Below are 25849 nucleotides of genomic sequence, written 5' to 3'. Positions count from 1 at the left end.
TCATTATGATCAGTGAGTTTTTTATTCATAGGCCGAAATTTGCCTTCGTGATCTCAACCGTGCTGACCCTGGTGGGCTTGATCTCCATCCCCATCTTGTCGGTGGCCGAGTTCCCCGAAATTGCGCCGCCACAGGTGAGCGTCAGCACCAGCTATTCCGGGGCCAGCGCCGACATAGTCAAAGACACCATAGCCCAGCCCATAGAGGCGGAAGTCAACGGCGTCGAGGGGATGCTCTACATGCAGTCCAAGAGCGCCAACGACGGTAGCTACTCCCTCAACGTCACCTTCGATGTGGGCACAGATGCCGACATGGCCCAGGTGAAGGTGCAAAACCGGGTGCAGCAGGCGATGCCCAGACTGCCCGAGGAGGTGAAACGTCAGGGGGTTAAGGTTGAGAAGCAGAGCCCCAACATCCTCATGGTGGTAAACCTGGTTAGCCCCAACGAGACCTTCGATTCCCTGTTTATCACCAACTACGCTGGCCTGAACGTCAAAGACGCCCTGGCGCGGCAGAAGGGGGTCTCTAAGGTGCAGGTGATAGGTGCCCTGGACTACGCCATACGTATCTGGCTCGATCCCAACCAGATGGCCAGCTTCGGCGTGACCGCCAGCGATGTGATTGCCGCCCTGAGAGAGCAAAATATTCAGGTGGCCGCCGGTCGTATCGGCGCCGCGCCTGTGGATCCCCAGCAGCAGTTTCAATATACCCTGCAGACCAAGGGACGCTTGAAAGATCCCGAGGAGTTTGGCCGGGTGATGATACGCGCTAATCCCGATGGCTCTAAGGTGATCGTCTCAGATGTCGCCCGGGTCGAGCTGGGCTCTCAGACCTATGATGCCCAGGGTAAGCTGAACAACAAACCCTCTGCCATCATCGCCATCTATCAGGCGCCGGACGCCAACGCCCTGGAGGTCGCCGATGCGATCAAAGCCGAGATGGAGACCCTCGCCAGCCGCTTTCCGGACGACCTCGAGTACAAGGTGCTCTATGACACCACAGAATTTGTCGAGACCTCGATAACCGAGGTGGTGCAGACCCTGTTTATCTCGGTCGCCCTGGTGGTGTTTGTGGTCTATATCTTCCTGCAGGATGCGCGCTCGACCCTAGTGCCTGGGATCGCCATTCCCGTCTCTTTGATAGGTACCTTCGCCTTCCTGTTGGCCTTCGGCATGAGTATCAACACTGTCTCTCTGTTCGCGCTTATCTTGGCGATCGGTATCGTGGTAGATGATGCCATTGTGGTGGTAGAGAACGTCACCCGCCTGATGGAGGATGAGGGGTTGTCGCCCACCGAGGCGACCTCCAAGGCGATGAAGGAGGTGACGGGCCCCGTTATCGCCACCACCTTAGTGCTGCTGGCGGTGTTTGCCCCCACGGCTGTGATGCCGGGGATCACAGGGCAGATGTATGCCCAGTTCTCTGTGACTATTTGTATCTCTGTGCTCATCTCCTCGGTCAACGCCCTGACCCTGAGTCCGGCACTGTGCGCCTCCCTGTTGAAGCCGCCCAAGAAACATACCCATGGCTTCCACTACCTGTTTAACACCTATTTTGAGCGATTTACCGGCGGCTATATGAAGCTGGTCTCCTCACTGGTACGTAAGCTGGTGCTGGTGGGGGTTGCCTACGCCTGTCTGATCGGCGTCACCGGCGGTATCGCCAAGGTATTGCCATCGGGTTTCGTGCCCATGGAAGATAAGAAGGCCTTCATGGTGGATATTCAGTTGCCCGATGGTGCCTCACTCAATCGCACCGAAGAGGTGATGCGTGAGCTGGTGACGCTGACGCTGGCTGAGCCTGGGGTGGAGAACGTTATCCATGCCAGTGGCTTTAGCATCCTGACCGGTTCTGTTTCCTCTAACGGCGGCCTGATGATCGTGACCCTGTCGAGCTGGGAGGAGCGAGACTCGCCCGACATGGTGGAGGAGGCGATCGTCGCCAGGTTACAGGCCAAGTACGCCGCCAATCCGTCGGTGAAGGCGATGGCCTTCTCGCTGCCACCTATCCCGGGTGTGGGGAGTGTCGGCGGTTTCGAGTTTGTGTTGCAGGACACCCAAGGGCGTTCGCCCCAGGAATTAGCCTCTGTGATGCGGGCGCTTATCATGAAGGCCAATGAGCAGAGTGAAATCGCCATGGCTTTTAGTAATTTCCGCGCCGACGTGCCGCAGATGTATGTGGATGTGGACAGAGACAAGGCCAAGGCGCTGGGGATCTCCTTAAATGAGATCTTCTCCACCATGCAGACTATGCTCGGCTCAATGTATGTCAATGATTTCAACCGCTTTGGTAAGGTGTTCCGGGTGATACTCCAGGCCGAAGGCGAGTTTAGAAATTCCGACAAAGACATCGCCAGCTTCTATGTCCGCTCGGCAAGTGGCGAGATGGTGCCCCTGAGCACATTGGTGAAGGTGACACCTATCTTGGGGCCGGACGTGATGAACGCCTATAACATGTTCAGCTCGACTACCATCAACGGCTTCCCGGCCCCAGGTTTTAGCTCGGGCGATGCCATCGCCGCCATGGAAAGGGCGGCAGCTGAAACCTTGCCGGCGGGCTACAAGTTTGAGTGGACGGGACAGACCTACCAAGAGATCAAGGCGGGTAACCTGGCACCGCTGATCTTCGCCCTGGCACTGGTGTTTACCTATCTGTTCCTGGTGGCCCAATACGAGAGTTGGAGCATTCCCTTTGCCGTCATGCTGGCGGTGCCGATCGCCATCTTGGGGGCCTTCCTCAACATCTTGTTGGTGGGAAGCGAGCTCAACCTCTACGCCCAGATAGGCCTGGTGCTCTTGATAGGTTTGGCCTGTAAGAACGCCATCCTGATCGTCGAGTTTGCCAAACAGCTCAGGGAAGAGGGCAAGAGTATTCTAGATGCGGCAGAAACCGCTGCTAGGTTGCGTTTTCGCGCCGTACTCATGACCGCCTTCTCTTTCCTGCTGGGGGTATTGCCCTTGGTGATTGCCACAGGTGCCGGCGCCGGTAGTCGTCGTGCCCTGGGTTATTCGGTCTTTGGCGGTATGATGGCGGCGACCCTGGTAGGCACACTGTTAGTGCCTGTGTTTTACGTCATCATGCAGAAGTTGCGTGAGCGCATGAAGGGAGAGAAAACACAGGGCGTGTAGCACTCATACCATTAAAAAGGCGGCTTAGGCCGCCTTTTTCATTTTCAGCCCTAAACCACCTACTTCAGTAGGTGGTTATCATAATTTAGGCTTTGCCTGAATATCTACTCATGTTAATTGGACTCTGACTTTTAGCGAAGTAACAGAGGACAAAAAACATGAGTAGATATGAGAAAGCATCGCATGTGTATTGGCGATGGTCAATATCACATAGTGTGGACGCCTAAATATAGATTTAGGCTTCTAAAAAACAAATTGGGTAAGGATGTATACCGCTGTATTCAAGTTTACAGTGAACAGCTAGGCTGCACTGTTGTTGAGCTCAATGTTCAAATAGATCATGTACATCTAGTAATTAAAGTGCCTCCAAAGCTGTCTATTTCAAAATTGATGGGAGCTCTAAAAGGTAAAATAGCTCTAAAAATTTTCAGTAAATATCCTTATTTAAGAAAGAATAAGTTGTGGGGTAACCACTTTTGGCAGCGAGGGTACTTTGTTGACACAGTAGGAATCAATGAAGAAGTCATAAGAAGGTATGTTCGCCATCAGGAAAAGGTTGAAAAGCAGGAACAGCCGCAGTTGGAATTGAACTAGGCAACGCCCCCTTTCAGGGGGCTAATACAAAGCCACCTTCTTCAGAAGGTGGATTTTTACTTACAGCAATATGAAGCTTGAACGGAGGGCACTCCCCAAATGAGTTTGGGGAGTGCTTGATGTTCCGCACTATCACTCAGCCACAACAAATAACAAAGAGAGACCAAAAGTCCCCGAGAGGCAGTAACTTTTTTTATTACCATAAGCCCATGAAAGCACTGCCATATAAATTTTACGCAACAGGTATCCTCCATGATGGCGAAAATAAACCCTAGGTAAATGGCTAAAGTGTGTTATCTTAGTCGGGCTCTGTTGTTCAGGGTTATTAGTTTAAAGTATCAAGTAAAAGTCAAAACCTTAGTCAAATCTTCACCATTTTTGTCCTCAGTTTTCCCTTAGCTTCATCGTAATACTCAATAATTCAACGGCTCGGCATACCGCAACGTCGCGGATTTTTTAAATGAATTGAATAAGGGACAAATATGTCTAATACAACTGGTACCGTTAAGTGGTTTAACGAAGATAAAGGTTTTGGTTTCATCGAGCAAGCAAATGGCGGCGCTGATGTGTTCGTGCATTTCCGCGCTATCGTATCTGACGGATACAAAACACTAGCCGAAGGCCAAAAGGTCACCTTCGATGTTGAGCAAGGTCAAAAAGGCTTGCAAGCTGCGAACGTAGTTCCGGCTTAATCGAACGGTTCGATAAAAAAGGCGACTGCAAGTCGCCTTTTTTGTGCCGTCGATTAGAGACGAGAGATCTGTTTGTAGCTTTTGCTATCGAAGAAGGCAGCAACCTTCTGTGGATCCGATTCGCTAAAGTCTTCCTGGGTTAATTTAACCTTGAACTGTAGCTGAAAGGCCCTAAAGATATGGCTGGCTTCCTGATGATGTTCTAGCTCAATGAGTCGGTTTAGGTAGATAGCATAGGCTAGGGCATCACTAGGATTACTTTGAATATATTTTACAAACTCTCGACGTGCGAAGCTCAAATCATTCTGAGTTAGGGCGTAAAGTATCCCTTCTAGAGAGAAACTGGTTTGTAGATTATTTAAATAGATCAACTCTTGTTGGCGAGCCTGTTGGTACCCTTGGTACTCATCCTTGTGCAGATAATAGTATCCCCAGAAGGCGCCTGTCCTTGGGGCCAATGGCGGTGCATCTTGGTACAGTTTATCGATTGTGGATGAGGATGGATTGTCCACTAATGCTATGGCCGCATAGACAAAGTCATTGAGTAGTGTTGGCTGTTGTTTAATCTTGGTCGGCAGCTTGTCAAAAATCGCCATAACCTCCTGCTCACTCATTTTGCCACCAGTCTGCGCCGCCTTGAGCACCTTCACATAGTCAGATTTGAGTAGCGCCTCGACATTTCTTGTATATGCAAAATAAGCGTCCAGTCCCGAGCTTATGTGATTGATTAGTTGCCAGTTAACAATTTTAAGCTCATGTTTTTCATTGCTTTTATTGTAACGATACTGCATTAGGAACGCGGTCGGGAGCTCGTCAAGATAAGTGCTAAAGACTAAGTTGTCGGCAATGACACCTTCGAAACGCCAGTATTTAGTCGATTTAAGGGTCTTTATAAACTTGGTCGTGAAAAAGCGATAGAATAGTTCCTCTTCTTTGTTGCTTAGGTCTGGATACGCCTGGTGTGCATAGTCTAATAAGGTCTTCTTATCCCACCATTTTTCGGCCAGTGCTGGATTGCTATTAGTGATGTCTTCGGCGATCAATTGCCCCTGCTGAAGAACAAACGCCAGAGAAGACTGTTCTGATTTTGCCTGCTTATTGGGCGTGACACTCCCTTGGCTCTTGGGCGTCGACTGACATCCGCCGAGTAAGAATAGGGAGGCGAAGAGCGAGAAAGCAATTACCTTAGCATTTATCATTGTGCGCCCTCCGAGCCAAGCTGTTGTTGAAGATATTCTATCCCTGGATTGATTGGCTGACTAAAGTCTCCCGTGACGCCGCCACTGTAATAGAGATCGTCGTCTACCTCTCTTAACGCATCGATAAAATCTTTACTCTCTTTAGTGCTGAGGGTTTTCTCATCGATAATCAGCTTATGGCGGCGAATAAATTGTCCGTTGATGTAGGCTTCGGTGGAACGATAGTCTATGCCTTTGCTGCTTATCTGCTTGTCCTGTTCACTTATCTGATAGTCGATGTTCTCAGGCATGGAGACCTTGAGTGTCTGTTCGACCGTCACCATGCTAGGTAGGGCCAATGGTTGGCTACGATGTATCACTTTAGGTAGTTCGACGTAGTTTTTAACGTAACTGGCAAATAGGCCGAAATTGAGGGTCTTATTTTGAGGCTGCCAAAAATCACCGATACGGTAGTGCTCAGACAGGACGAGTTCGTTACTCTTATCTTTGATGTCAGTAACTTGCGTCGGTGTGGCGAGCTGTATGTCGCGATAGAATTTCGCGTAATAATTAAGGTAATGCTGCTCGATCTCACTGTGGGATACGCTAGCCAGTTGGTAACGCATGTAGTCTGCTTCGTGGCCCAAATACTTGGTGGTGATGTAGAGGTCCACCGGCGACTCATAATTTGAAGAGACGTAATGCTGTTCTATTTCGACTCTATCGACCCTGATGTCTGCCTTAGGCATAGCTGTAAGGGATTGGGTCTTTTCATCCAGCACCAGGGCGAAACCGAAGTCGGGTTGGGTGATGGCATTCAACCCAACAGCCTGATGGTTATTGGTGGCGTCGATGAAATAAGGTTTTCCATCGTAGCTAAAATAATTGATCACGTGATTGAAAAGCATTGGTGAGGCCTGTCGTTCGTTCAGCGCTTCACCGCGCTCACTATTGACCAGTGCGGGAGAGCTTTTCACATCTATGGCATCGAACAGGGCAATGAGCAGACTGGCTTTGTCTTTACAGTCTCCATAACGACGTTCGAAGACGGTATTAGGGCTGTGGGGAATATGACTATTCTGACCGATTTCAATCCCAAAATAACGAACATCTTGTTGAACGAAGCGGATGAATTCGGCTATCTGTTCGGTTTTGGTCGAATACGCCTTGGTGACCTCATCGATATAATCTTGTAGTAGCTTGGAGCGTTGCTCGGCAAAGTGATAATGGGCTAATGCCCAACGATTAACTTCTGCCCAGGAGCCTGCGCTACTCACAAAGATCACCGGTGCCCAGAGGTAACTAGTCGGAATACCCTCTTCATATTTATATTTGCTGACATTCGAGATGTTCCACTCATAGACTTTGCCATGAACCGAATCACTCGTGGTCGGCTTGCCAATCTTGTTCTCTTGAATATAAAAGGGTTTATCGCTGGCGTTCACTATCCTTAGGTGAAGTTTATCAACCGCGATTTCCCATCCCATTGGGTAGGTGCTGCCAAATTCCTCGCCATAGACGGGGTTTCTTCCTTCGATAGTGTATTGATAACGTACCGTATCACCGACGCGCACATCCTTTAAAACGATAACCGCCGTTGCTAGACCATTGAAAAGGTCGCTGCTAAGCTCTTGTTCTTGATGAATAACGTCTATTTTGGCGCTATCGAGTCTATCCTGCCAAGAGGATTTTCGCTCCACTTCGAGTGTATGTAGTGTCAACTTCTCGAATTCGGGATTAAAGGTCAGCTCAATTTTCGATAGCTCCTTTACCCCTTCCTGATTGAGGGCTGTCGCGGCAAAGTCTTGATAATACTCGTTACTGTTTGCCGTAAAACGTTCTTGTCGCCCTACCATACGATAATGAATTGGACTCTTGTCTTTATTGAGGCCAATCGAAGCGAGAGGCTGAGGGATGATCCATTGGCTGGTCGGGGCAATGGCTATCTGGTAGTCCCCAGATTTTATTGTTTTTGCTTCGCCGTATAGAGAGATGAGGGATAGGTAGCAAACAATGAGTAATTTAATAAGTTTCACGTGGTGATACTCCTTCCATAGATGCTGGCAGAGTATCACAAGTTAGCAACATTAGAAAAATAAGCCTAACTTTCTTTGACTTAAACCATTCTATCCGCTGAAAAGAAAAAGGCTCGCCGGCAATAGTTGCCGACGAGCCTTTTAGCTAGCTGAATCTTTGCAGGGAAAAAGCGAGCTAACACCATTTTATAACACATGTATCCGAAGGGACTAGTCCAAAAGTGTGACATGAAAAGAGTATTTAGCTATTAGTGCTGGATTTTTATGATAAAAACTTCGAAAAGCCGGGTGTTTCATTGCTAGATGAGTGATTTTGTTTGTATCTCGGCCGTTTGCCGAGGCTTTGACTCGGGAAGCTCGATAAGAGTGACCTCACTCGAGTGGGGTAAATTTTAACCAGCCAGTACACCTGATGATAAAAAACTGATCGAGAGAAAGCAGTTTTGGCTGAAAGAGAAGGAATAGCTGTGCGGTGATTAAAAAGGCCCACCAGAGGTGGGCCTTGGGGAATTTCTACTTGCAGGGAGAAATTCGAAACTTGCTAGGCTAGCCTATAGCGCGTTGGTGAAGATCTGACAGATCTCTTCGTGGGTCGCCTGTTTAGGGTTGGTTAGACCGCAGGCATCTTTCAATGCGTTGTCGGCTAGTGTTGGAATATCTTCCGCCTTTACGCCCAGCTTGGTGAGGTTCTCTGGGATCTTCACCGCAACAGATAGCGCCTTGATCGCATCGATTGCGGCCGTTGCGCCTTGCTCGTCGGTCATGGCGCTGACATCGACACCCATCGCTTTGGCAACATCTTTAAGACGCGGTGCGGCAACCTGTGCGTTGTAGGCCTGAACGTGTGGTAGCAACAGGGCGTTACAGACACCGTGTGGCAGGTCATAGAAACCGCCTAACTGGTGCGCCATGGCGTGTACATAACCCAGGCTGGCGTTGTTAAAGGCCATACCCGCCAGGAACTGAGCGTAAGCCATCTGATCGCGGGCCTCCAGGCTCTGACCATTCTCAACCGCTTCCACCAGATTATCTTTGATAAGCTCGATCGCCTTGATAGCGCAGGCATCTGTGATAGGGTTGGCGGCGATAGAGACATAGGCCTCGATGGCGTGTGTCAGGGCGTCCATACCGGTTGCGGCGGTCAGGCCAGCAGGCTTGAGCAGCATCAGCTCAGGATCGTTTACCGACAGGATAGGCGTGGTGTGCTTGTCGACGATCGCCATCTTGATGTGACGGGCTTCGTCTGTGATGATGCAGAAACGTGTCATCTCACTGGCGGTACCGGCAGTGGTGTTGATGGCGACCAGCGGCAGTTGTGGCTTGGCCGACATATCCAGGCCTTCATAGTCCTTGATGTTGCCGCCGTTGGTGGCAACCAGGGCGATACCCTTGGCGCAGTCGTGTGGTGAGCCGCCGCCTAGAGATACCACGAAGTCACAGTCATTTGCCTTGAGTAGCGCCAGACCCGCCTCGACATTGCCTACTGTTGGGTTAGGTTGCACGCCATCGAAGATAGTCGATGTGATACCCGCCGCGCCAAACTTCTCGACGATCTGACCCACAAGGCCGATCTCTACCAGTGGCTTGTCGGTGACGATCAGCGCGCGCTGAAAGCCTAAGGTTTTAATATCACCAATTGCGTCGTCAACAGCATTTTGTCCTAATACGTTGACTGATGGGATAAAAAATTTAGCAGCCATAAAATCACCTTTTTATGCTTAAAGTTAAAAGTTGTTATCTTTTCTGGTAACTAAAGTACCAACGCGGTTATCGCAAAGGTGTGATCTTCCTCATAAATAGCGGTTATCCAGTCGAAAGCATGGCAAAAACTTAGATCAATACGACTAAATTTGTAAATTTATGACAAATACGAAATTTGACTGATTTTCAATTTCGAAAATCTATCACGTTAACTTTCATAAGTTGAATTTGACTCATTGCGGCCAAAGCACCCGATAATTAGCTGTTTATTTTCTGTGCATCTAATTAGGTCGCTTGCACAATATTTGTGCAGGCTGATTTTCATCAAACGCCCGATCGTCCAGTCACCTCATCAGCCTTACCCAAAAAGCTAGTTTTATAAATTGTTGATTATTATGCTTAAAAAGAGTTCATCGGATTGACATAAATCTGTCGTCAAGCTGTTACCTGTGCTTGGCATGTTTACTGCTCAAGGAAATAGGGCAGTTTGACTGACTAGCAGGGAAATGGGCGATGGGCTTAGAAAAGTTACTCTATTTGCAGGGCGTAGGCGCCAGCTATAGCGACTACTCGGGCCGCGTGGTGCACCATAGCCAGGCCGAGCGCTTAGGGCTTCTCGCCTGTCTGCTGGCTAACTGTACTCAGCCCAAGTTTCATCTGGATGATCTCAGCCCAGATGGTTTCGTCGCCGCCAATGGTGAGGCGATTGAAGAACGTAATTTCGACCTCGACGTCGCGCCCTGGCAGCGCCCCCTGGCGGTCTTTCAATTTGCCTGTCTGACTGAGCCAAGCTTTATCTTATCGCTGCCGGCCGAGATGCAGGGCGATCTTAGGGTGCGCATCCTCACCGAAGGCGGTACTCAACTCGAGATGAGCATACCTTTTGCGGCGCTGGAGCGGGTGGGCGACTATTATTGTGAACCTCACCTCTATTACCGCTATAAGGTATCCATCGCGCCTTACCTGACTCAGGGGCAATCCCTGCCCATGGGCTATCACAAGCTGCAGGTGATTTTCAGTAAAGCCGCCGTTGATGCCAGTGTTTTAGATTGGCAAACCGAGGGCCATCACGGCACTTGGCTACTGGCGCCGCCCAAGGCTAAACAGCTACGGGAGACGGATAAACCCTGGGGGGTGAGTATTGCCCTCTATAGCCTGCGCAGCGACAGTCAGTGGGGCATAGGGGACTTTGGCGATCTGGGGGTGTTGATCGCCTGGCTCGGGGGCTATGGCTGCGACTTTATTCAGCTCAATCCGCTCCATGCCCTGGGGGATTCCTTCAATCTGGAAGAGGCCTATATCAGCCCCTACAGCCCGAGCGACAGACGCAGGCTCAATCCCCTCTATATTCATATCGAGCAAGTCCCCGAGGCCAATGAGATAGCGCCGCTGCTGCAAACTCTCGCCCTGGATCGCGAGCGTCTCAACCGCGACAACTGGCTCGATTACCCCAAGCTCACCCAGCTCAAGTATCGCCTCTTTATCGCCCTCTATCAGGTGTTTAGCCGCGATGTGCTGGGCAGTGGTGGGGCGCGCGAGCAGGCCTTCATGCAGTTTGTGGCCCAGGAAGGGGAGGCGCTGAGCAGTTTCTGCCAGCTGGAGGCTGACAAGGCCTCGGCCCAGGGAGAGCAAATGGCCGCAGATCCCCAGTTGCATCGTTACTTACAGTTTGTCGCCCACGAGCAGCTAATCGCCTGTCAGCATCAGGCACTGGCGGCGGGCATGAGCATTGGCCTTATCGGCGACATGGCGGTTGGCGTGCGCGGCGATGGCGCCGAGGTGCATCACAATCGAGATGCCTATTGCCAGCAGGCCAGCATAGGTGCGCCGCCGGATGATTTTGCCCCCAAGGGGCAGAACTGGGGGCTGACGCCGCCGGATCCTATCGCCATGGCCCAGTCGGGCTTTAGCCATTTTATTGCCCTTATCCGCAGCAACATGCGCTACTACGGCGCCCTCAGGCTAGATCATGTGATGGCGCTGCTGCGTCTCTGGTGGTGGCCGAGTGAACCCCAGGAGGCTCCCGGGGCCTATGTGTATTACCCCATAGACACCCTACTTGCGATCGTGCGCCTTGAGAGCATGCGCAGCAACTGTGTGGTGATCGGCGAAGATCTCGGCATAGTGCCGGATGAGGTGCGCGTCAAGCTGAGCGATGGCGGTATCTATGCCAACGAACTCTTCTATTTCTGCAGGCAGGGCGAGGCCTTCAAGTCGCCACAAGATCACAGGGCCGATAGCCTGATGATGCTGGCCAACCATGACGTGCCTACGCTACTGGCCTGGTGGTCTCAGAGTGACCTGCATCTTAAGCGTCAACTGGAACTTCTCGAAAGTGACCAGGCGCTAGAGCAAGCCCTGGAGCGACGCGACGGCGAGCGCCAGCAGCTGCTGGCCTGGCTCGAAGCCAACGGCGAAACCGCCTCGCTGGAGGAAGATTATCTGCTCCTGCTCAGCGCCTGGGTGACGGTGGCGGCACGTTCCCATTCGCGCCTATTTAGCGTGCAGTTGGCGGATCTCTGCTGCGAGCGACACGGGGTCAACATCCCCGGCACCTGGCAGGAATATGCCAACTGGCAGCGACGACTGCCCTATAGCCTGATCAGTCTGAGACAGTCGCCGTCGATAAAGCGCCTGCTACGCCGCATCGTCGAGGGACGCAGCTCGGCCGAGGCCAGCGAGCAATTTTGCCGGGCAGGCGAGCATCTTCGTCAGCCTGTTTTCAGCCGATGACACAGCTATGACACTCCTATGAAACAGACAAGCAAAGGGATAACCAGATGACTAAGCAGATACCAGTGCAGACACCTGCGCAGACACCAGTGATTGCGCCGACACCACTGATAGCGCCAAGTGAAATCGAAGCCCTGCTGGCTGCCGACTACGTGGATATCTTCGCCTTATTGGGGATGCACGCCATCGAGATGGCTCCGGCGACTAAGTCTAGTAAGGGCATCAAGGAGGCTAAGGCGGTAAGCCTGGTCAAACGCCTGGTGGTGCGCTGTTTTCTGCCGGGGGCCGAGCGTGTCGAGCTGATCGCCAAGCAAGATGGTCGCAAGGTGGCCGAGCTGGAGAAGTGCCACGATGAGGGGATCTTTGCCGGGCTCGCCGGGCGGCGCATCAACCCCTTCGAGTATCGCCTGCGAGTGCATTATCCTTTCAGCGTCGAGGAGATAAACGACCCTTACCAATATGCCAGCCTGCTGAGTGATGAGGCGCTGTACCTCTTCAGCGAGGGGCGTCAGGAGCAGGCCTATCGTTTCATGGGGGCCAACTGGCGTGAGGTCGATGGGGTGAGCGGCGTGCAGTTTTGTGTCTGGGCGCCCAATGCCAAGCGGGTCTCTCTGGTGCACGATGCCATCGACTGGGACGGCAGACGTCAGGTGATGCGCCACCATCCGGCCAATGGCGTGTGGGAGATCTTCATCCCCTCGATGAAGGCGCTGACCCACTATAAATATGAGATTGTTACTCAGGAGGGAGAGCGACTGCTCAAGGCCGATCCCTTCGGCCGCGCCATGCAGGGCGCCCCGGGTAACGCTTCAATCGTACCGCCCCTGCTCGACTATGCCTGGCAGGATAAGCGCTGGCTGGCGAAACGGGCCAAGCAGAGCTGGCACGATCAGCCCATCTCCATCTATGAGGTGCATCTTGGATCCTGGCGTCGCCAGGGGGAAAACGGCGAGCAGTATCTCAGCTATAGCCAGCTTATCGATCAGCTGATCCCCTATGTGGTCGAGATGGGCTACACCCATCTGCAACTGATGCCCCTGTGCGAATATCCCTTCGACGGCTCCTGGGGCTATCAACCGGTCGGCCTGTTTGCGCCGACCCACAGATTCGGCCAGCCCCACGAACTTAAGGCCTTCGTCGATGCCTGTCATCAGGCGGGCATAGGGGTGATCCTCGACTGGGTCGCGGCGCATTTCCCCAAGGATCCCCATGGGCTGACCCGCTTCGACGGCTCCTGCCTCTATGAGCATGAGGATCCCCGTCAGGGAGAGCATCCAGATTGGGATACCCTTATCTACAACTACGGCCGCGGCGAGGTGCAGAGCTATCTGCTCAGCAACGCCCACTACTGGCTGCAGGAGTTTCATTTAGATGGCCTGCGCCTGGATGCCGTCTCCTCCATGCTCTATCTCGACTACAGCCGCGAGCCCCATCAGTGGCTGCCTAACGCCCATGGCGGGCGCGAAAATCTGGATGCCATCGCCTTCTTGCAGGATCTCAACACCCGCCTCTACCAAGGCTTTCCCGGCATCATGATGATCGCCGAAGAGTCCACCGCCTGGCCCGGCGTCACCAAGCGGGTCGATGAGGGCGGCCTGGGCTTCGGCTTCAAATGGAACATGGGCTGGATGAACGACAGCCTGAGCTATATTGGCCGGGACCCCATTCATCGCAGCCATCATCATAACGAGCTGACCTTCAGCCTGATGTATTGCTTCACCGAGCAGTTCATCCTGTCGTTGAGCCATGACGAGGTGGTGCACGGCAAGGGCTCCTTGCTGCATAAGATCCCCGGCGACGACTGGCAGAAGTTTGCCACCCTGCGGGCCTATCTGGGCTTCATGTGGGGCCATCCGGGCAAGAAACTGCTCTTCATGGGCGCGGATTTTGCCCAGCGCGACGAGTGGGACCATCAGCATAGCCTGGACTGGCACCTGCTGGCGTTCGAGCCCCACCAGGGAATGCAGCGCTGGGTGAAAGATCTCAACAGCCTCTATCGTCAGAGCGTGGCTCTCTATGGCGACGATCACCACGGCGAGGGCTTTAGCTGGCTCGACTGCGATAACGCCAGCGCCGGCGTGCTGAGTTTTATCCGTCAGAGCGGTGACAAGCAGCTGATCTTTATTGTTAATATGACCCCAGAGGTCTACCGCGAGTTTCGCATTGGCCTGCCGCAGCCTGGTCGCTACCATGAGCGCCTCAACAGCGACAGCCACTACTATGGCGGCAGCGACGTGGGCAATCAGGGCGTCATCCACACCGAGCCAGAGGCCTATCAGGGTCAGGCTCAGAGTGCCTGCATCAGCGTGCCGCCGCTAGCCTGTCTGGTGCTGGAACTGGACGAGAGTGTGTCATGCGACTGACCCACGGTAAGCCTTATCCCTTGGGGGCAACCTTAGATAGCGAGGGGGTGAACTTCGCGCTGTTTTCCGCCCACGCTATTGCCGTCTACCTCTGTCTGTTTGACGAGGAGGATAGGGAAGTGGCCAGGCTGCGTCTCGAGCGTCAGTCCCAGCAGATCTGGCATGGTCATGTGTCTGGGCTCAGGGCGGGTTGCCGCTACGGCTATCGGGTCGATGGCCCCTATCAGCCCTTGATTGGCCACAGATTTAACGTCAACAAGCTGCTGCTCGACCCTTACGCCAGGCGCCTGAGCGGCGCCATCGAAGATCATAAATCCCACTACGGTTATCAGTTTGGTCACGAGCAGGAAGACTTGAGCTTCTGCGAGCTGGATAACGCCGAGCGGATGCCCAAGTGTGTGGTGGTAGATCTCGAAAACCTCAAGCCCATAACGCCCCTGGTGAATCCCTTTGAACAGGGTGATAGCCCGCTGTCCCTGCGCCGCAGCGTGATCTACGAGCTGCATGTGAAGGGCTTTAGTCAACAAAATCCCGAGGTGGCCAGTGAGCGTCGTGGCCGCTTCGCTGGCCTCGGCGACCCTGCCAGCCTACAGCACCTGAAAAGCCTTGGGGTCACCGCCGTAGAGCTTCTGCCCGTGCAGCAGTTTGTCACCGAGGCCTTCCTGCAGCAGAAGGGGCTGACTAACTACTGGGGCTACAACACTATAGGCTATTTCGCGCCCCATCAGGCCTACCTAAGCGAGTCAATAAGCGAGTCAAATTGCGATGGGGCGATAGAGGAGTTTCGCGACATGGTCAGCGCCCTGCACGGCGCTGGCATAGAGGTGATCCTGGATGTGGTCTACAACCATAGCGCTGAGGGCAATCGTCTCGGGCCCACCTATAGCTTCAAGGGGATAGATAACCTCAGCTACTACCGTCTGCACCCCAGCGAGCCGCGCTACTACATCAATGACACCGGCTGTGGCAACACTCTCAACCTGTCCCATCCCAGGGTATTGCAGCTGGTGATGGACTCGCTGCGCTACTGGGTCGAGGTAATGGGGGTCGATGGTTTCAGATTCGATCTTGCCAGCACCTTAGGGCGTGAGGATCACGGCTTCGATGTGGGTTCCGGCTTCTTCGATGCCATCAGCCAGGACCCTGTGCTCAGCCAGGTGCGTCTTATCGCCGAGCCCTGGGACATAGGTCCAGGTGGCTACCAGTTGGGGCAGTTCCCCATCGGCTGGAGCGAGTGGAACGACAGGTATCGCGATACGGTGCGCCGTTTCTGGCGCGGTGATGCCGGCATGTTGCCCGAGTTCGCCACCCGTTTTCATGGCTCCAGCGATCTGTTCGAACACGCCGGGCGTAAACCCGCCGCCAGCATCAATTTTATCACCAGCCACGACGGCTTTACCTTGATGGATCTGGTGAGCTATCGCCACAAGCATAATCAGGCCAACGGCGAGCAGAATCGCGATGGCCACAATGAGAACTACAGTGACAACTATGGCCTTGAGGGACAGAGCGACGAACTGTCACTCACCGCGCTACGTACCCGCCAGTGCCGCAACATGCTCACTACACTGTTTATGTCTCAGGGTGTGCCCATGCTGCTTGCCGGCGACGAGGTGGGTCATAGCCAGCTGGGCAACAACAACGCCTATTGCCAGGACAACCCCGCCAGTTGGCTCGATTGGCGCAAGGATATCGACAGCGACGAACTGCTGAGTTTCACCACTAACCTCATCAAGCTGCGTCGCCGTTTCCCCATGCTGTGCCACAGAGACTATATCCACGAGAGTGCCAACCATACCTCGCCTGGACTGGACTGGTTCTGTAGGCAGGGCGAGCCCATGACCAAGGCCCACTGGGGCGAGGCGCAGACCCGCACCCTGAGCCTGGTGATCAGCGGCGAGTTGGAGGCCCAGGCGGGTTGCCGTCAGGCGCTGTTGCTGATGTTTAATGCCGACAACAGGTCTCAGCAGTTCACCCTCCCGAGCCTCGAGGGGATAGTGCAGTGGCAGTGTCTGCTCAGTACCCAGGACAGTCCCCAGTATGGCGAGTCCGCCAGCTATCAGGCCCTGCTACAGGGCGCCAGCCTGGTGCTGCAGGACCGTAGCCTGATGATCTATTACGCCCAATTTACCTCGTCCGCAGTAGAGCCCTCAGCATTAAAAGAGCCCTCAGCGAGAGAAGAGCCCTCAGCGCTAAAAGAGCCTTCAGCCAAAGGAGAGTCTAGATGAGTTCGACAGCTAAGCCGGTGAAGTCCACTAAAACGAGTAAGACTAGCAGCAAGCCTGTGGTAAAGGTTGAAGCCAAGGCCGACAGCCTTATCTGCGATCCCTGTGAGACCCTGGGGGCCTGTTTCGAGCGTCATATCGACAAGAGCCTGACCCCCAAGGAGCGCGACGAGCAGGCGCTGTTCTACGCCTTTGCCATGAGCGTGAAAGATCAGATGCTGCCCAAGTGGCGCGCCACCCGCCAGCTGGATCGGGACACGGGCAACAAGAAGGTCGCCTACCTGTCGCTGGAGTTCCTCATGGGGCGGGCCCTTGGCAATGCGTTGCTGAATCTGGATATGAACGACGAGAGTGCCCAAGTATTGAAAGACTATGCGGTGGCGCTGGAGACCCTGGAGGCCCAGGAGCATGACGCCGGGCTGGGCAACGGCGGCCTGGGACGCCTGGCGGCCTGTTTTCTCGACAGCTGCGCCAGCCTGGATCTCAATGTCACCGGCTACGGCATAAGGTATGAGTACGGCATGTTCGCCCAGAAGCTGTGTGACGGCTATCAGGTGGAGCGCCCCGATCGCTGGCTCAGGGACGGTAATCCCTGGGAGGTGAGGGTGCCAAGCCATAACGTGACTGTGCCTTTCTTCGGCCATACCGAGTCCTATATCGACCGCGACGGTAAGCGCCAATACACCTGGGTAGAGACTCAGGATGTGCTGGCGGTGGCCTACGACATCCCTGTGCCCGGCTATCGTAACGAGCGGATAAACACCCTCAGGCTGTGGAAGTCTGAGGCCACCGACGATTTCGATCTCGAGGAGTTTAACCAGGGGGATTACACGGAGGCGGTGGCCCGCAAGAACCTGGCGGAGCAGATCACCATGGTGCTCTATCCCAATGACGCCAGCGAGAACGGTAAGGAGTTGAGGCTGCGCCAGCAATACTTCCTCTCCTCTGCCAGCCTGCAGGACTTGCTCAATACCTGGGTGAGCCAGCGCGGCCCCGACTTTAGGGATTTTGCCCGCCAGCATGTGATGCAGCTTAACGACACTCACCCCAGCGTGGCGATCCCCGAGTTGATGCGTCTCTTGATGGACAAGTATGGTCTGTCATGGGATGAAGCCTGGGATATCACCAGCCAGACCATGGCCTACACCAACCACACCCTGCTGCCCGAGGCGCTGGAGCGCTGGCCGGTGCGCATGTTCGCCCACATGCTGCCCAGGTTGCTGGATATCATCTATGAGATCAACGCCCGCTACCTGGACATGGTGGCACACCATTGGCCGGGGGATGGCGACAAGCTGCGAGCCATGTCGATCATCGAAGAGGGCGATGAGCCCCATATCCGTATGGCTTACCTGGCGATCGTCGCCAGCTTCTCGGTGAACGGTGTCGCCGGGCTGCATACTCAGCTGTTAACCTCTGGCCTGTTTAAGGACTTCTATGCCCTCTGGCCCGAGAAGTTCAACAACAAGACAAACGGCGTGACACCGAGGCGCTGGCTGGCCCAGAGTAATCCAGCCTTGGCCGAGTTGCTGGGCAAGCGATTAGGCGAAGGCTGGGTGAAAGATCTTAGCCGTCTCAGCGCCCTCAATGCCTTCACCGATGACGAGGGGCTGCTCAAGGCCTGGCAGGAGGTCAAGCATGGCAACAAGCAGCAGCTGGCCGAGCTGGTGGAGCAGGAGTGCGACGTTCGCTTCGACCCTAAGATGATGTTCGATGTGCAGGTGAAACGCATTCACGAATATAAGCGTCAGCTGCTCAATATCCTGCATGTGATCCACCTGTATCACCAGATCCAGCAGGGCAAACTCACGGATATCACCCCTAGGTGCGTGCTGATCGGCGGCAAGGCGGCCCCTGGCTATGCCATGGCCAAGCTGCTGATCAAGCTCGCTAATAATGTGGCCCATATGGTCAACTCAGACCCTCTGGTGACCCCTTATCTGCGTTTTGCCTTCTACCCCAACTATAACGTCAGCGCCATGGAGCGTATCTGCCCGGCGACGGATCTCTCCGAGCAGATCTCTACCGCCGGCAAGGAGGCCTCGGGCACGGGCAACATGAAGTTCATGATGAACGGCGCCCTCACCATAGGCACCCTGGATGGCGCCAATATCGAGATGCTCGAAGAGGTGGGCGAGGATAACTTCTTCCTTTTCGGCCTGAGGGCCGACGAGGTGGAGGCTTTGAGACCCCACTACGATCCCCAGCATTTTATCGCCAAGTCGCAGGCGCTGACCGAGGTGATGAGCCTGCTGGAGAGTGGCCACTTTAATCTGCTTGAGCCTGGGATATTCGATCCCATCATTAACAGCATACGTTGTCCTCGGGACCCTTGGATGACCGCCGCCGATTTCGAGTCTTACCGGCTCGCTCAGGTGCAGGCGGCCAAGGCCTACCGGGATCCCCACCATTGGACACAGATGAGCATACGCAATACCGCCGCCAGTGGTCGCTTCTCCAGCGATGTCACCATTGGTCAATATCGAGACGAGATCTGGGGGATAGCCTAATGACGTTTATCGAGCTAAGTCGGGTCGCCGCGGCGCCCAAGCAACTGGTGTGTTTTTTATCTCAAGGAGTGAGTACCTATGCCTAACATGAATCCTAGCCCACGTTATATCAGTAATTTAACCCGAGAAACCTATGCATTAATCTTGGCCGGGGGGCGAGGTTCACGTCTGCATGAATTGACCGACTGGCGCGCCAAGCCATCGCTCTATTTCGGCGGCAAGTTCCGCATCATAGACTTTCCGCTGTCGAACTGCATCAACTCGGGCATTCGCCGTATCGGCGTGGTGACCCAGTACAAGTCGCATTCGCTGATCCGCCACGTAATGCGCGGCTGGGGCCACTTCAAGAAGGAGCTGGGGGAGTCGGTGGAGATCCTGCCCGCCTCTCAGCGTTATTCCGAGAGCTGGTATAAGGGCACCGCCGATGCGGTATTTCAGAATATCGACATCATACGCCACGAGTTGCCTAAGTATGTGATGATCCTCTCGGGCGATCACGTCTATCGCATGGACTATGCGGGCCTGCTGGCCGCCCATGCCGAGTCTGGCGCCGACATGACAGTCTCCTGCCTTGAGGTGCCGGTGGCCGAGGCCGCGGGCGCCTTTGGGGTGGTCGAGGTGGATGAGCGCAACAAGATCCTCGGTTTCGAAGAGAAACCAGAGCTGCCCAAGCATCTGCCGGAAAATCCCGAGATGTGTCTGGCGTCTATGGGTAACTATGTGTTTAACACTGAATTCCTGTTCGAGCAGCTCAAGAAAGATGCCATGAACGAGAACTCGGATCGCGATTTTGGCAAGGATATCATCCCGTCGATCATCGAGGGGCACGAGGTCTACGCCCACCCGTTCAGAAGTGGCTTCACCGATGAGGAGGCCTACTGGCGCGATGTGGGCACTTTGGATTCCTTCTGGCAGGCCAACATGGAGCTGCTATCGCCCACCCCGGCGCTGAATCTCTATGATGCCAAGTGGCCCATCTGGACCTTCCAGGAGCAGCTGCCGCCGGCCAAGTTTGTCTTCGATGACGACGAGCGCCGCGGCATGGCGGTGGACTCCATCGTCTCCGGTGGCTGCATCATCTCAGGCTCCACCGTGAGACGCAGCGTGCTGTTTAATGAGGTGCAGGTCTGCTCCTACTCTACGGTGGAAAACTCTGTGGTACTGCCCGATGTGGTGGTGCTGCGTCACTGCCAGATCAAGAACGCCATCTTAGACAGAGGCTGCATCATCCCCGAGGGTACGGTAATTGGCCATGACCATGATCACGACAGGGCGCGGGGCTTTAGGGTCTCGGAAGGTGGGATCACCCTGGTGACCCGTGACATGTTGGGGCTACCGGTGGGTTATGAGTAAGACGCAAGGGGAGAGCGCCATGAAGCGCGTGTTGATGGTCGCCGCCGAAAATGGCGCGCTCAAGGGCGCCAAGGTGGGCGGCATGGCCGATGTGATCCGTGACCTGCCGGGCGCCCTCTATCCGCTGGGTGTGTGTAGCGATGTGATCATGCCAAGCTATGGTTTTCTGCATCGTCAGCAGGGGGCCGAGCCCCTGGGTGAACTGGTGGTCGACTTCTATGGTCAGCCCCACTGGCTGACCCTCTACCGCGCGGCGCATCCCAGTCTGCCTGAGGTGAACCTCTTCTTGTTGGATCACCCGCTGTTCGATCAGGGGGGTAAGATCTACACCCCGGGGGCGAGCGATCGCCCTTTCGCCGAGGACGCCAACAAGTTCGCCCTGTTCTGCCTCGGGGTCGCCAAGGCGGTGTTGTCCGGCTTGATGCCTCGGCCGGACCATCTGCATCTGCACGACTGGCACTGCGGCGTGCTGGCGCTGCTGCGGGCCTTTTCCCCCGAGTATGCAGCGCTGCAGGCGATCCCCTGTGTGCTGTCTATCCACAATCTGGCGATTCAGGGGGCGCGCCCCTTAACTCAGGAGCACTCCTCCTTGCAGGCCTGGTTGCCGAGTCTGTTTGCCTCGCTTGGCTGTGACGCGCTCAATCAGGTGATCGATCCCAGGTACCCCCAATGTTTTAATCCGCTGCGCGCCGCCATAGTGCTGAGCGATCGCGTGCATCTGGTGTCGCCCAGCTATGCCCAGGAGGTGCTGCGTCCCTCATCGCCCGACAAGGGGTTTATTGGCGGCGAAGGGCTGGAGGCAGACCTTCAGCAGAAGCAGCAAGCGGGTGCACTGCACGGCATCTTAAACGGCTGCGAGTATCCGACTAAGTTGAAACGTTCGGGTCAGCTCACTAAGCGTCAGGCGCTGCTCAGGGGCAACACCGACAAGCTGTTGCCGCTCATCGACAGCGCCGAGCAGGCGATACAAGGTTGGCTATGCCAGACGCCTTGGGTACGCAGCGTCGATCAGCAGGCGCTGATGACCCTTGCACGGCTGAGGCGTCAGTCAGAGTTTCAGGATGCCCCCAGGCTGCTGCTGACCTCTGTGGGGCGCCTGACGGATCAGAAGATGGCGATCCTCTGCTATCGCGACCAGCAGGGTATCAGCACACTAGAACATCTGCTAAAGCTCTTGGCTGAGCATGCGCCTAACGGCCTGATGGCTATCCTAGGGAGCGGCGATGAGGCGATAGAGGCGCAACTGGCAAAGCTTGCCGGGCGCTATCAGAACCTGCTCTTTATCAACGGCTTTGACTTGCCATTGTCTGACACCCTGTACGAGTGCGGTAACCTGTTTATCATGCCCAGCTCCTTCGAGCCCTGCGGCATCAGTCAGATGCTGGCGATGCGGGCCGGTCAGCCTTGCCTGGTTCATGGCGTCGGGGGTCTGAAAGATACGGTGAGTCATGGCGAAGACGGGTTTGTCTTTTACGGCGACAGTCTGGCGGAGCAGTCGGCGGCCTTGCTAGAGACCTTGGCGCAGACGCTGCCGCTCATCGGCAAGGAGGCCTGGCACGTTATATGTGATAATGCCAGTCAGAAGCGTTTCAGCTGGGGCGCCTCGGCAAAGCGTTACTGTCAACACCTCTACTGCCTGTAAGCCTCTGGCGAAAGAGACTAACCTGAGTGGCTAGCTTGAAGGGCTGGCTTGAAGGGCTAGCGTAGCAGCCCCTCTTCGATGGGATGAAACTGGGTGGCGGCGTCCATCAGCGCCTTGGCACTGAGCTCAGGCACGCCGTAAACTTCAGTGTCTAGGGAATACTTGTAGCCAATATGTTCGAGCAGCAACGCGAAGTCGCCATCGCCCGAGAGCAAGATGACAGTATCCACCTCAGGGGCGTGCTCCATGATATCTATGGTGATCCCCACGTCCCAGTCGCCTTTGGCGCTGCCGTCACTGCGCTGGATGAAGGGTTTCAACTTGACCTCGAAACCGATATGTTTCAGCGCGTCCTGAAACTTTATCTGACCATCATCGCCCCGGTCGATGGCATAGGCTAACGCCGTAACTATCTTCCCCTGCTCATTAAGTCTCTGCCACAGCGCGTGGTAGTTAAACTGACGACCATAGGCCTGGCGGCAGGTGTAATAGATGTTTTGTACATCGACAAAGAGGGCGATCCGTTTCAATTTGACAGCTTAGCTTGTTGAGTCATGGCTTGACCTTAACTTAGTGGCTTGATGAGGGGAAGGGGCAGGGGAATAAATAGGCTTTGTTAACACTTCGTTGCTTTTGTCTGGGGGCGATGTTTAGAATAGGCCTGCAAACCAAGATCACAGTCGCAGTCACTTAAATAATAACGATAACAACAGGAGTATGACTTGAGTCGAGAAGCGCGCTATTTAGAGGAAGCCAGAGGCTTTTATCAGAGTGGAAAATTCTCCTCTGCCGGCATCTATGCCCGTAAGGTGATTCGCAGAGAACCCAGTAATGGTGAGGCGCAGGCGCTATTGGGCCACCTCGCTTTTCGAAGTGGTGAGCATCAAGAAGCCTTGAGCTGCTACCTAAAGGCCCAAGCGGCTGGATTTCAAGATCAAGAACTGCGCTTAAATCTGGTGACCCTGCATGAGCGCCGCGAGGCCTTCTTCGATGCCGTCAACTTACTCAGGGAGCTGGTTAAAGAAACGCCGCAAGATCTAAGCCTGCAGCTTCGCCTGGGCATAAACGCCAGCCGCACCGGCGATATGGCGACGGCCGAGTCGGCGCTACTTGCTGGGTTAGCGGGTGATGAGCAGGCGGCGCAGGCAAGCCTCAACCTTGGGCATGTCTACAAGGCCAAGGGGGACACAGATAAGGCCGCAGCCTTCTACCATGATTATATTCGTTTGGCGCCCAGTCAGCAGGCGACCGCCTACTGGAGTCTGGCGGATCTGAAAAACTATCGGTTCACCGAGCAAGATGAAGCCGCCCTTAAGGCCAATATTGCTGCCGAGGAGTTCTCTCAGGCGAGTCAGTCGCTGTTTCATTTCGCCCTGAATCGTGTCTATGAGCAGCGCAAGCAGGGTGAGCAGGCCTTCGATGCAGTGCGAATGGCCAACCAGCTGATGCGTCCGCTACGCCCCTTTAAAAGAGAGGCCTTCACCCGCTTGGTCGATAGCCTCAAGTCGGTTGAGGTGAAGCCGCGCGGTGCAGAGACTAGCGGGCCTTGGACACCTATCTTTATTGTCGGCATGCCGCGCTCGGGCACCACCCTGTGCGAGCAGATCCTGGCCAGCCACTCTCAGATTGCGGCGACTGATGAGTTGCCCTTCATGGAGCGTCTGGCCCTGAGTCTGGAGATGAAGGGGGGTTATGGCGCCATGTTGCCCCGGCTGTCAGATGAGCTGATAGCCCAGATGCGTCAGCAGTATATTGAGCAGGTGAATCAGTATCTTCAGGCCCAGGGAGAAGTGTCGCCAAGCCTAGTGCCAAGCTTAGTGATAGACAAGAACCCCAACAATTTCATCCATATAGGTCTCATCAAGACACTGTTTCCCGAGGCCAAGATCATCAATGTGATCCGCGATGCCAGAGACAACGCCATGGGGGTCTATAAGCAGCATTTTAGTCATGGTCATGACTACTCCTACCATTTGGATGATATCTGCCACTATTGGCAGCAATATCTGGAGTTGATGGCTCACTGGCAAGGGGCCTATGGCGATAGCATGTACCACCTCTGTTTCGAGCAGTTGGTGAAGGCGCCGGATCAGCAGATCCCGGCCATGGTGGACTATGTCGGTCTGGCACTCGAGCCTGCCTGTCTTAAGTTCTATGAGTCAAAGCGCAGCGTGCTGACTCCTAGCGCTAGCCAGGTTAGACGGCCGATGAATGTTAAGGCGATAGGTCAGAGTGAGGCCTACGCGGCATTCATTCCCAATGCCTATCGTACGCTGACCGAGATTGCCGATAGGGCCCACAAGAGCTTCTTGAGTTGATGGGGCGATAACCTAAGGTATCTTGAATTAGATGTCTTGAATTAGATGTCTTGAATTAGATGTCTTGAATTAGGTGTCTTGAATTAGTGCCTTAAATAAGCGCTGAAACAGTACAAAGGGCGACACATATGTGTCGCCCTTTGTTGTATGGCTGAAGCCGATTGGCTAACGTTTACGGCCAGCGCGAACGGCCATTACGAACGCCTAGGGTTTAGTTAAGCTGACCGTGGCACTGCTTATATTTCTTGCCAGAGCCGCAGGGGCAGGGGCTGTTGCGAGTCAGTCCAGGCTCGGGTTGCTGTTTCTTCATAGTGCTAGCGGCTTGCGATGACGGTGCGGGTCTAGTTTGTGAAGATATGGGGGCGCTGGGTGTTGACGCAGGTTGAGGCGCGGCTGTATTTACCTGAGCCAATTCAGGGCTCATGGCCGGCCCCATGATCAGATGCACCAGTATCTTCATTGCCGATGTCTGACTGTCCACCATCACCTGCTGTTCCAGCGGCGCCGCCTGCGCCAAAGTTTGTTGTCGCAGTCGATGGAAGACGTCCCAGCCGGCCTTATCATCGCCAAACTGTGACCAGAGTGCCTGCCAATCTAGCGCGAAGTCATTGAGTAACTTGATAAAGGCTTGGCTTGCCACTGAGCCATTTCCCGTTGCGCTTTGGATCTGAGCACAGAGCTCCTGGGTTAGCAGACGTACCTCGCTGGGGGGCATCACCAAGGGGAAGTTCACTTTCTCTGTGATGATCTCTGTAGATTTCTCTGGAGTGTAACTCAGGTGTTTAGGCTTAAAGTCTGGGTCTTCTAGGTTGCCATAGGCTAGCGATGCCTCGTTGACCATCTGCCAAAAACGACTCGAGCCCATGGTGTCGATAACCAGATGCACCCGCATCTTGTCGCTGTCGTTCACTACCTTATGATATTTCCAGGAGTCGAAGATCCAGCATTCGCCTTCACCCATGTGTACCTGCTTATCGTCACAGTGAAATTGCACGGCGTCGTCTGTGACGATGGGAATATGGATGCGTACCCGGTTGTGCCAATGGTAGTTGATGTCGCTGTGCAGTGGCACCTCGCAGCCGGGGGCCAGACGCATCAAACGAGAGCGACCAATCACCTCGCCGAAGGAGGCGATCACCTGCTGGATATAGGGACTCTGCAGCAGCGCCGGAGTGGGGCTCATGGGGCCCTTAAATTCGTTGTTAAAGCTGCCGCCGACCGAGATAAGGGCGATGGCTGAATTGCCTTTAAAGCTCTCATGATGGGCGCGCCAATCATCTTCATCGAAGGCGGCTAGCTCCTGTTGCAGGCGCTCGACATCGAAACTGAGGGGCAGGCGGTAGAACTCTTTCGCTAACTTCATAATCTCTCTTATA

14 protein-coding genes and 1 pseudogene are annotated in these 25849 nt (G+C 54.5%); 10 read left to right on the top strand and 5 right to left on the bottom strand.

The features are described 5' to 3' along the window. The first annotated feature begins 5 nt into the window (after positions 1-5). From K0H81_RS14250 to cspE, 3 genes and pseudogenes are all read left to right on the top strand, one after another. The gene (locus K0H81_RS14250; RefSeq protein WP_220058751.1) at positions 6-3128 is read left to right on the top strand and encodes an efflux RND transporter permease subunit; all 3123 of its coding nucleotides are present in this window, start codon (positions 6-8) and stop codon (positions 3126-3128) included. 158 nt (positions 3129-3286) lie between these two features. Then, positions 3287-3722 (top strand): annotated as a pseudogene (gene tnpA / locus K0H81_RS14245) (IS200/IS605 family transposase). A 482-nt stretch (positions 3723-4204) separates the two neighbouring features. After that, entirely contained in the window at positions 4205-4414 is a 210-nt protein-coding gene (gene cspE, locus K0H81_RS14240) for a transcription antiterminator/RNA stability regulator CspE (RefSeq protein WP_144203266.1), read from the top strand. 53 nt (positions 4415-4467) lie between these two features. Here the strand turns inward: cspE and K0H81_RS14235 are convergent, their stop codons facing one another. From K0H81_RS14235 to yiaY, 3 genes are all read right to left on the bottom strand, one after another. After that, a complete protein-coding gene (locus K0H81_RS14235; protein ID WP_220058750.1) occupies positions 4468-5613 on the bottom strand; it encodes a hypothetical protein in 1146 nt (381 codons plus the stop codon). Beyond that, on the bottom strand, positions 5610-7628 hold the full coding sequence (locus K0H81_RS14230) for a DUF3857 domain-containing transglutaminase family protein (protein ID WP_220058749.1): 2019 nt from the start codon (positions 7626-7628) through the stop codon (positions 5610-5612). Before K0H81_RS14230 ends, K0H81_RS14235 begins: the two co-directional genes overlap by 4 nt. Before the next feature lie 551 nt (positions 7629-8179). Then, the gene (yiaY, locus tag K0H81_RS14225) at positions 8180-9328 is read right to left on the bottom strand and encodes an L-threonine dehydrogenase (RefSeq protein WP_220058748.1); all 1149 of its coding nucleotides are present in this window, start codon (positions 9326-9328) and stop codon (positions 8180-8182) included. 514 nt (positions 9329-9842) lie between these two features. Between yiaY and malQ the strand changes: the two genes are divergently transcribed. From malQ to K0H81_RS14195, 6 genes are all read left to right on the top strand, one after another. After that, the gene (gene malQ, locus K0H81_RS14220; RefSeq protein ID WP_220058747.1) at positions 9843-12062 is read left to right on the top strand and encodes a 4-alpha-glucanotransferase; all 2220 of its coding nucleotides are present in this window, start codon (positions 9843-9845) and stop codon (positions 12060-12062) included. A gap of 47 nt (positions 12063-12109) precedes the next feature. Beyond that, entirely contained in the window at positions 12110-14425 is a 2316-nt protein-coding gene (gene glgB / locus K0H81_RS14215) for a 1,4-alpha-glucan branching protein GlgB (RefSeq protein ID WP_434086867.1), read from the top strand. Next, a complete protein-coding gene (gene glgX / locus K0H81_RS14210) occupies positions 14416-16653 on the top strand; it encodes a glycogen debranching protein GlgX (RefSeq protein WP_220058746.1) in 2238 nt (745 codons plus the stop codon). The genes glgB and glgX overlap by 10 nt, the downstream gene beginning before the upstream one ends. Continuing rightward, positions 16650-19160, top strand: a complete 2511-nt coding sequence (locus K0H81_RS14205) for a glycogen/starch/alpha-glucan phosphorylase (protein WP_220058745.1) — start codon at positions 16650-16652, stop codon at positions 19158-19160. The genes glgX and K0H81_RS14205 overlap by 4 nt, the downstream gene beginning before the upstream one ends. A gap of 78 nt (positions 19161-19238) precedes the next feature. Next, positions 19239-20513, top strand: coding sequence for a glucose-1-phosphate adenylyltransferase (gene glgC, locus K0H81_RS14200; protein ID WP_220044626.1), 1275 nt, complete (start codon positions 19239-19241; stop codon positions 20511-20513). Further along, positions 20506-22155, top strand: a complete 1650-nt coding sequence (locus tag K0H81_RS14195; RefSeq protein WP_220058744.1) for a glycogen synthase — start codon at positions 20506-20508, stop codon at positions 22153-22155. The genes glgC and K0H81_RS14195 overlap by 8 nt, the downstream gene beginning before the upstream one ends. A 56-nt stretch (positions 22156-22211) precedes the next feature. Here the strand turns inward: K0H81_RS14195 and K0H81_RS14190 are convergent, their stop codons facing one another. Then, positions 22212-22685, bottom strand: a complete 474-nt coding sequence (locus K0H81_RS14190; RefSeq protein ID WP_220058743.1) for a LabA-like NYN domain-containing protein — start codon at positions 22683-22685, stop codon at positions 22212-22214. 192 nt (positions 22686-22877) lie between these two features. Between K0H81_RS14190 and K0H81_RS14185 the strand changes: the two genes are divergently transcribed. Further along, on the top strand, positions 22878-24473 hold the full coding sequence (locus K0H81_RS14185; protein WP_220058742.1) for a tetratricopeptide repeat-containing sulfotransferase family protein: 1596 nt from the start codon (positions 22878-22880) through the stop codon (positions 24471-24473). A gap of 211 nt (positions 24474-24684) precedes the next feature. Here K0H81_RS14185 and K0H81_RS14180 read toward each other — a convergent pair whose 3' ends face one another. Continuing rightward, a complete protein-coding gene (locus K0H81_RS14180) occupies positions 24685-25836 on the bottom strand; it encodes an aspartyl/asparaginyl beta-hydroxylase domain-containing protein (protein ID WP_220058741.1) in 1152 nt (383 codons plus the stop codon). Positions 25837-25849 lie beyond the last annotated feature (13 nt).

The organism is Shewanella halotolerans (assembly GCF_019457535.1).
GTDB classification, from domain to species: Bacteria; Pseudomonadota; Gammaproteobacteria; order Enterobacterales; family Shewanellaceae; genus Shewanella; species Shewanella halotolerans.
Note: the sequence above shows the minus strand (reverse complement) of the source record. Positions and strands in the feature narration are given on the sequence as shown.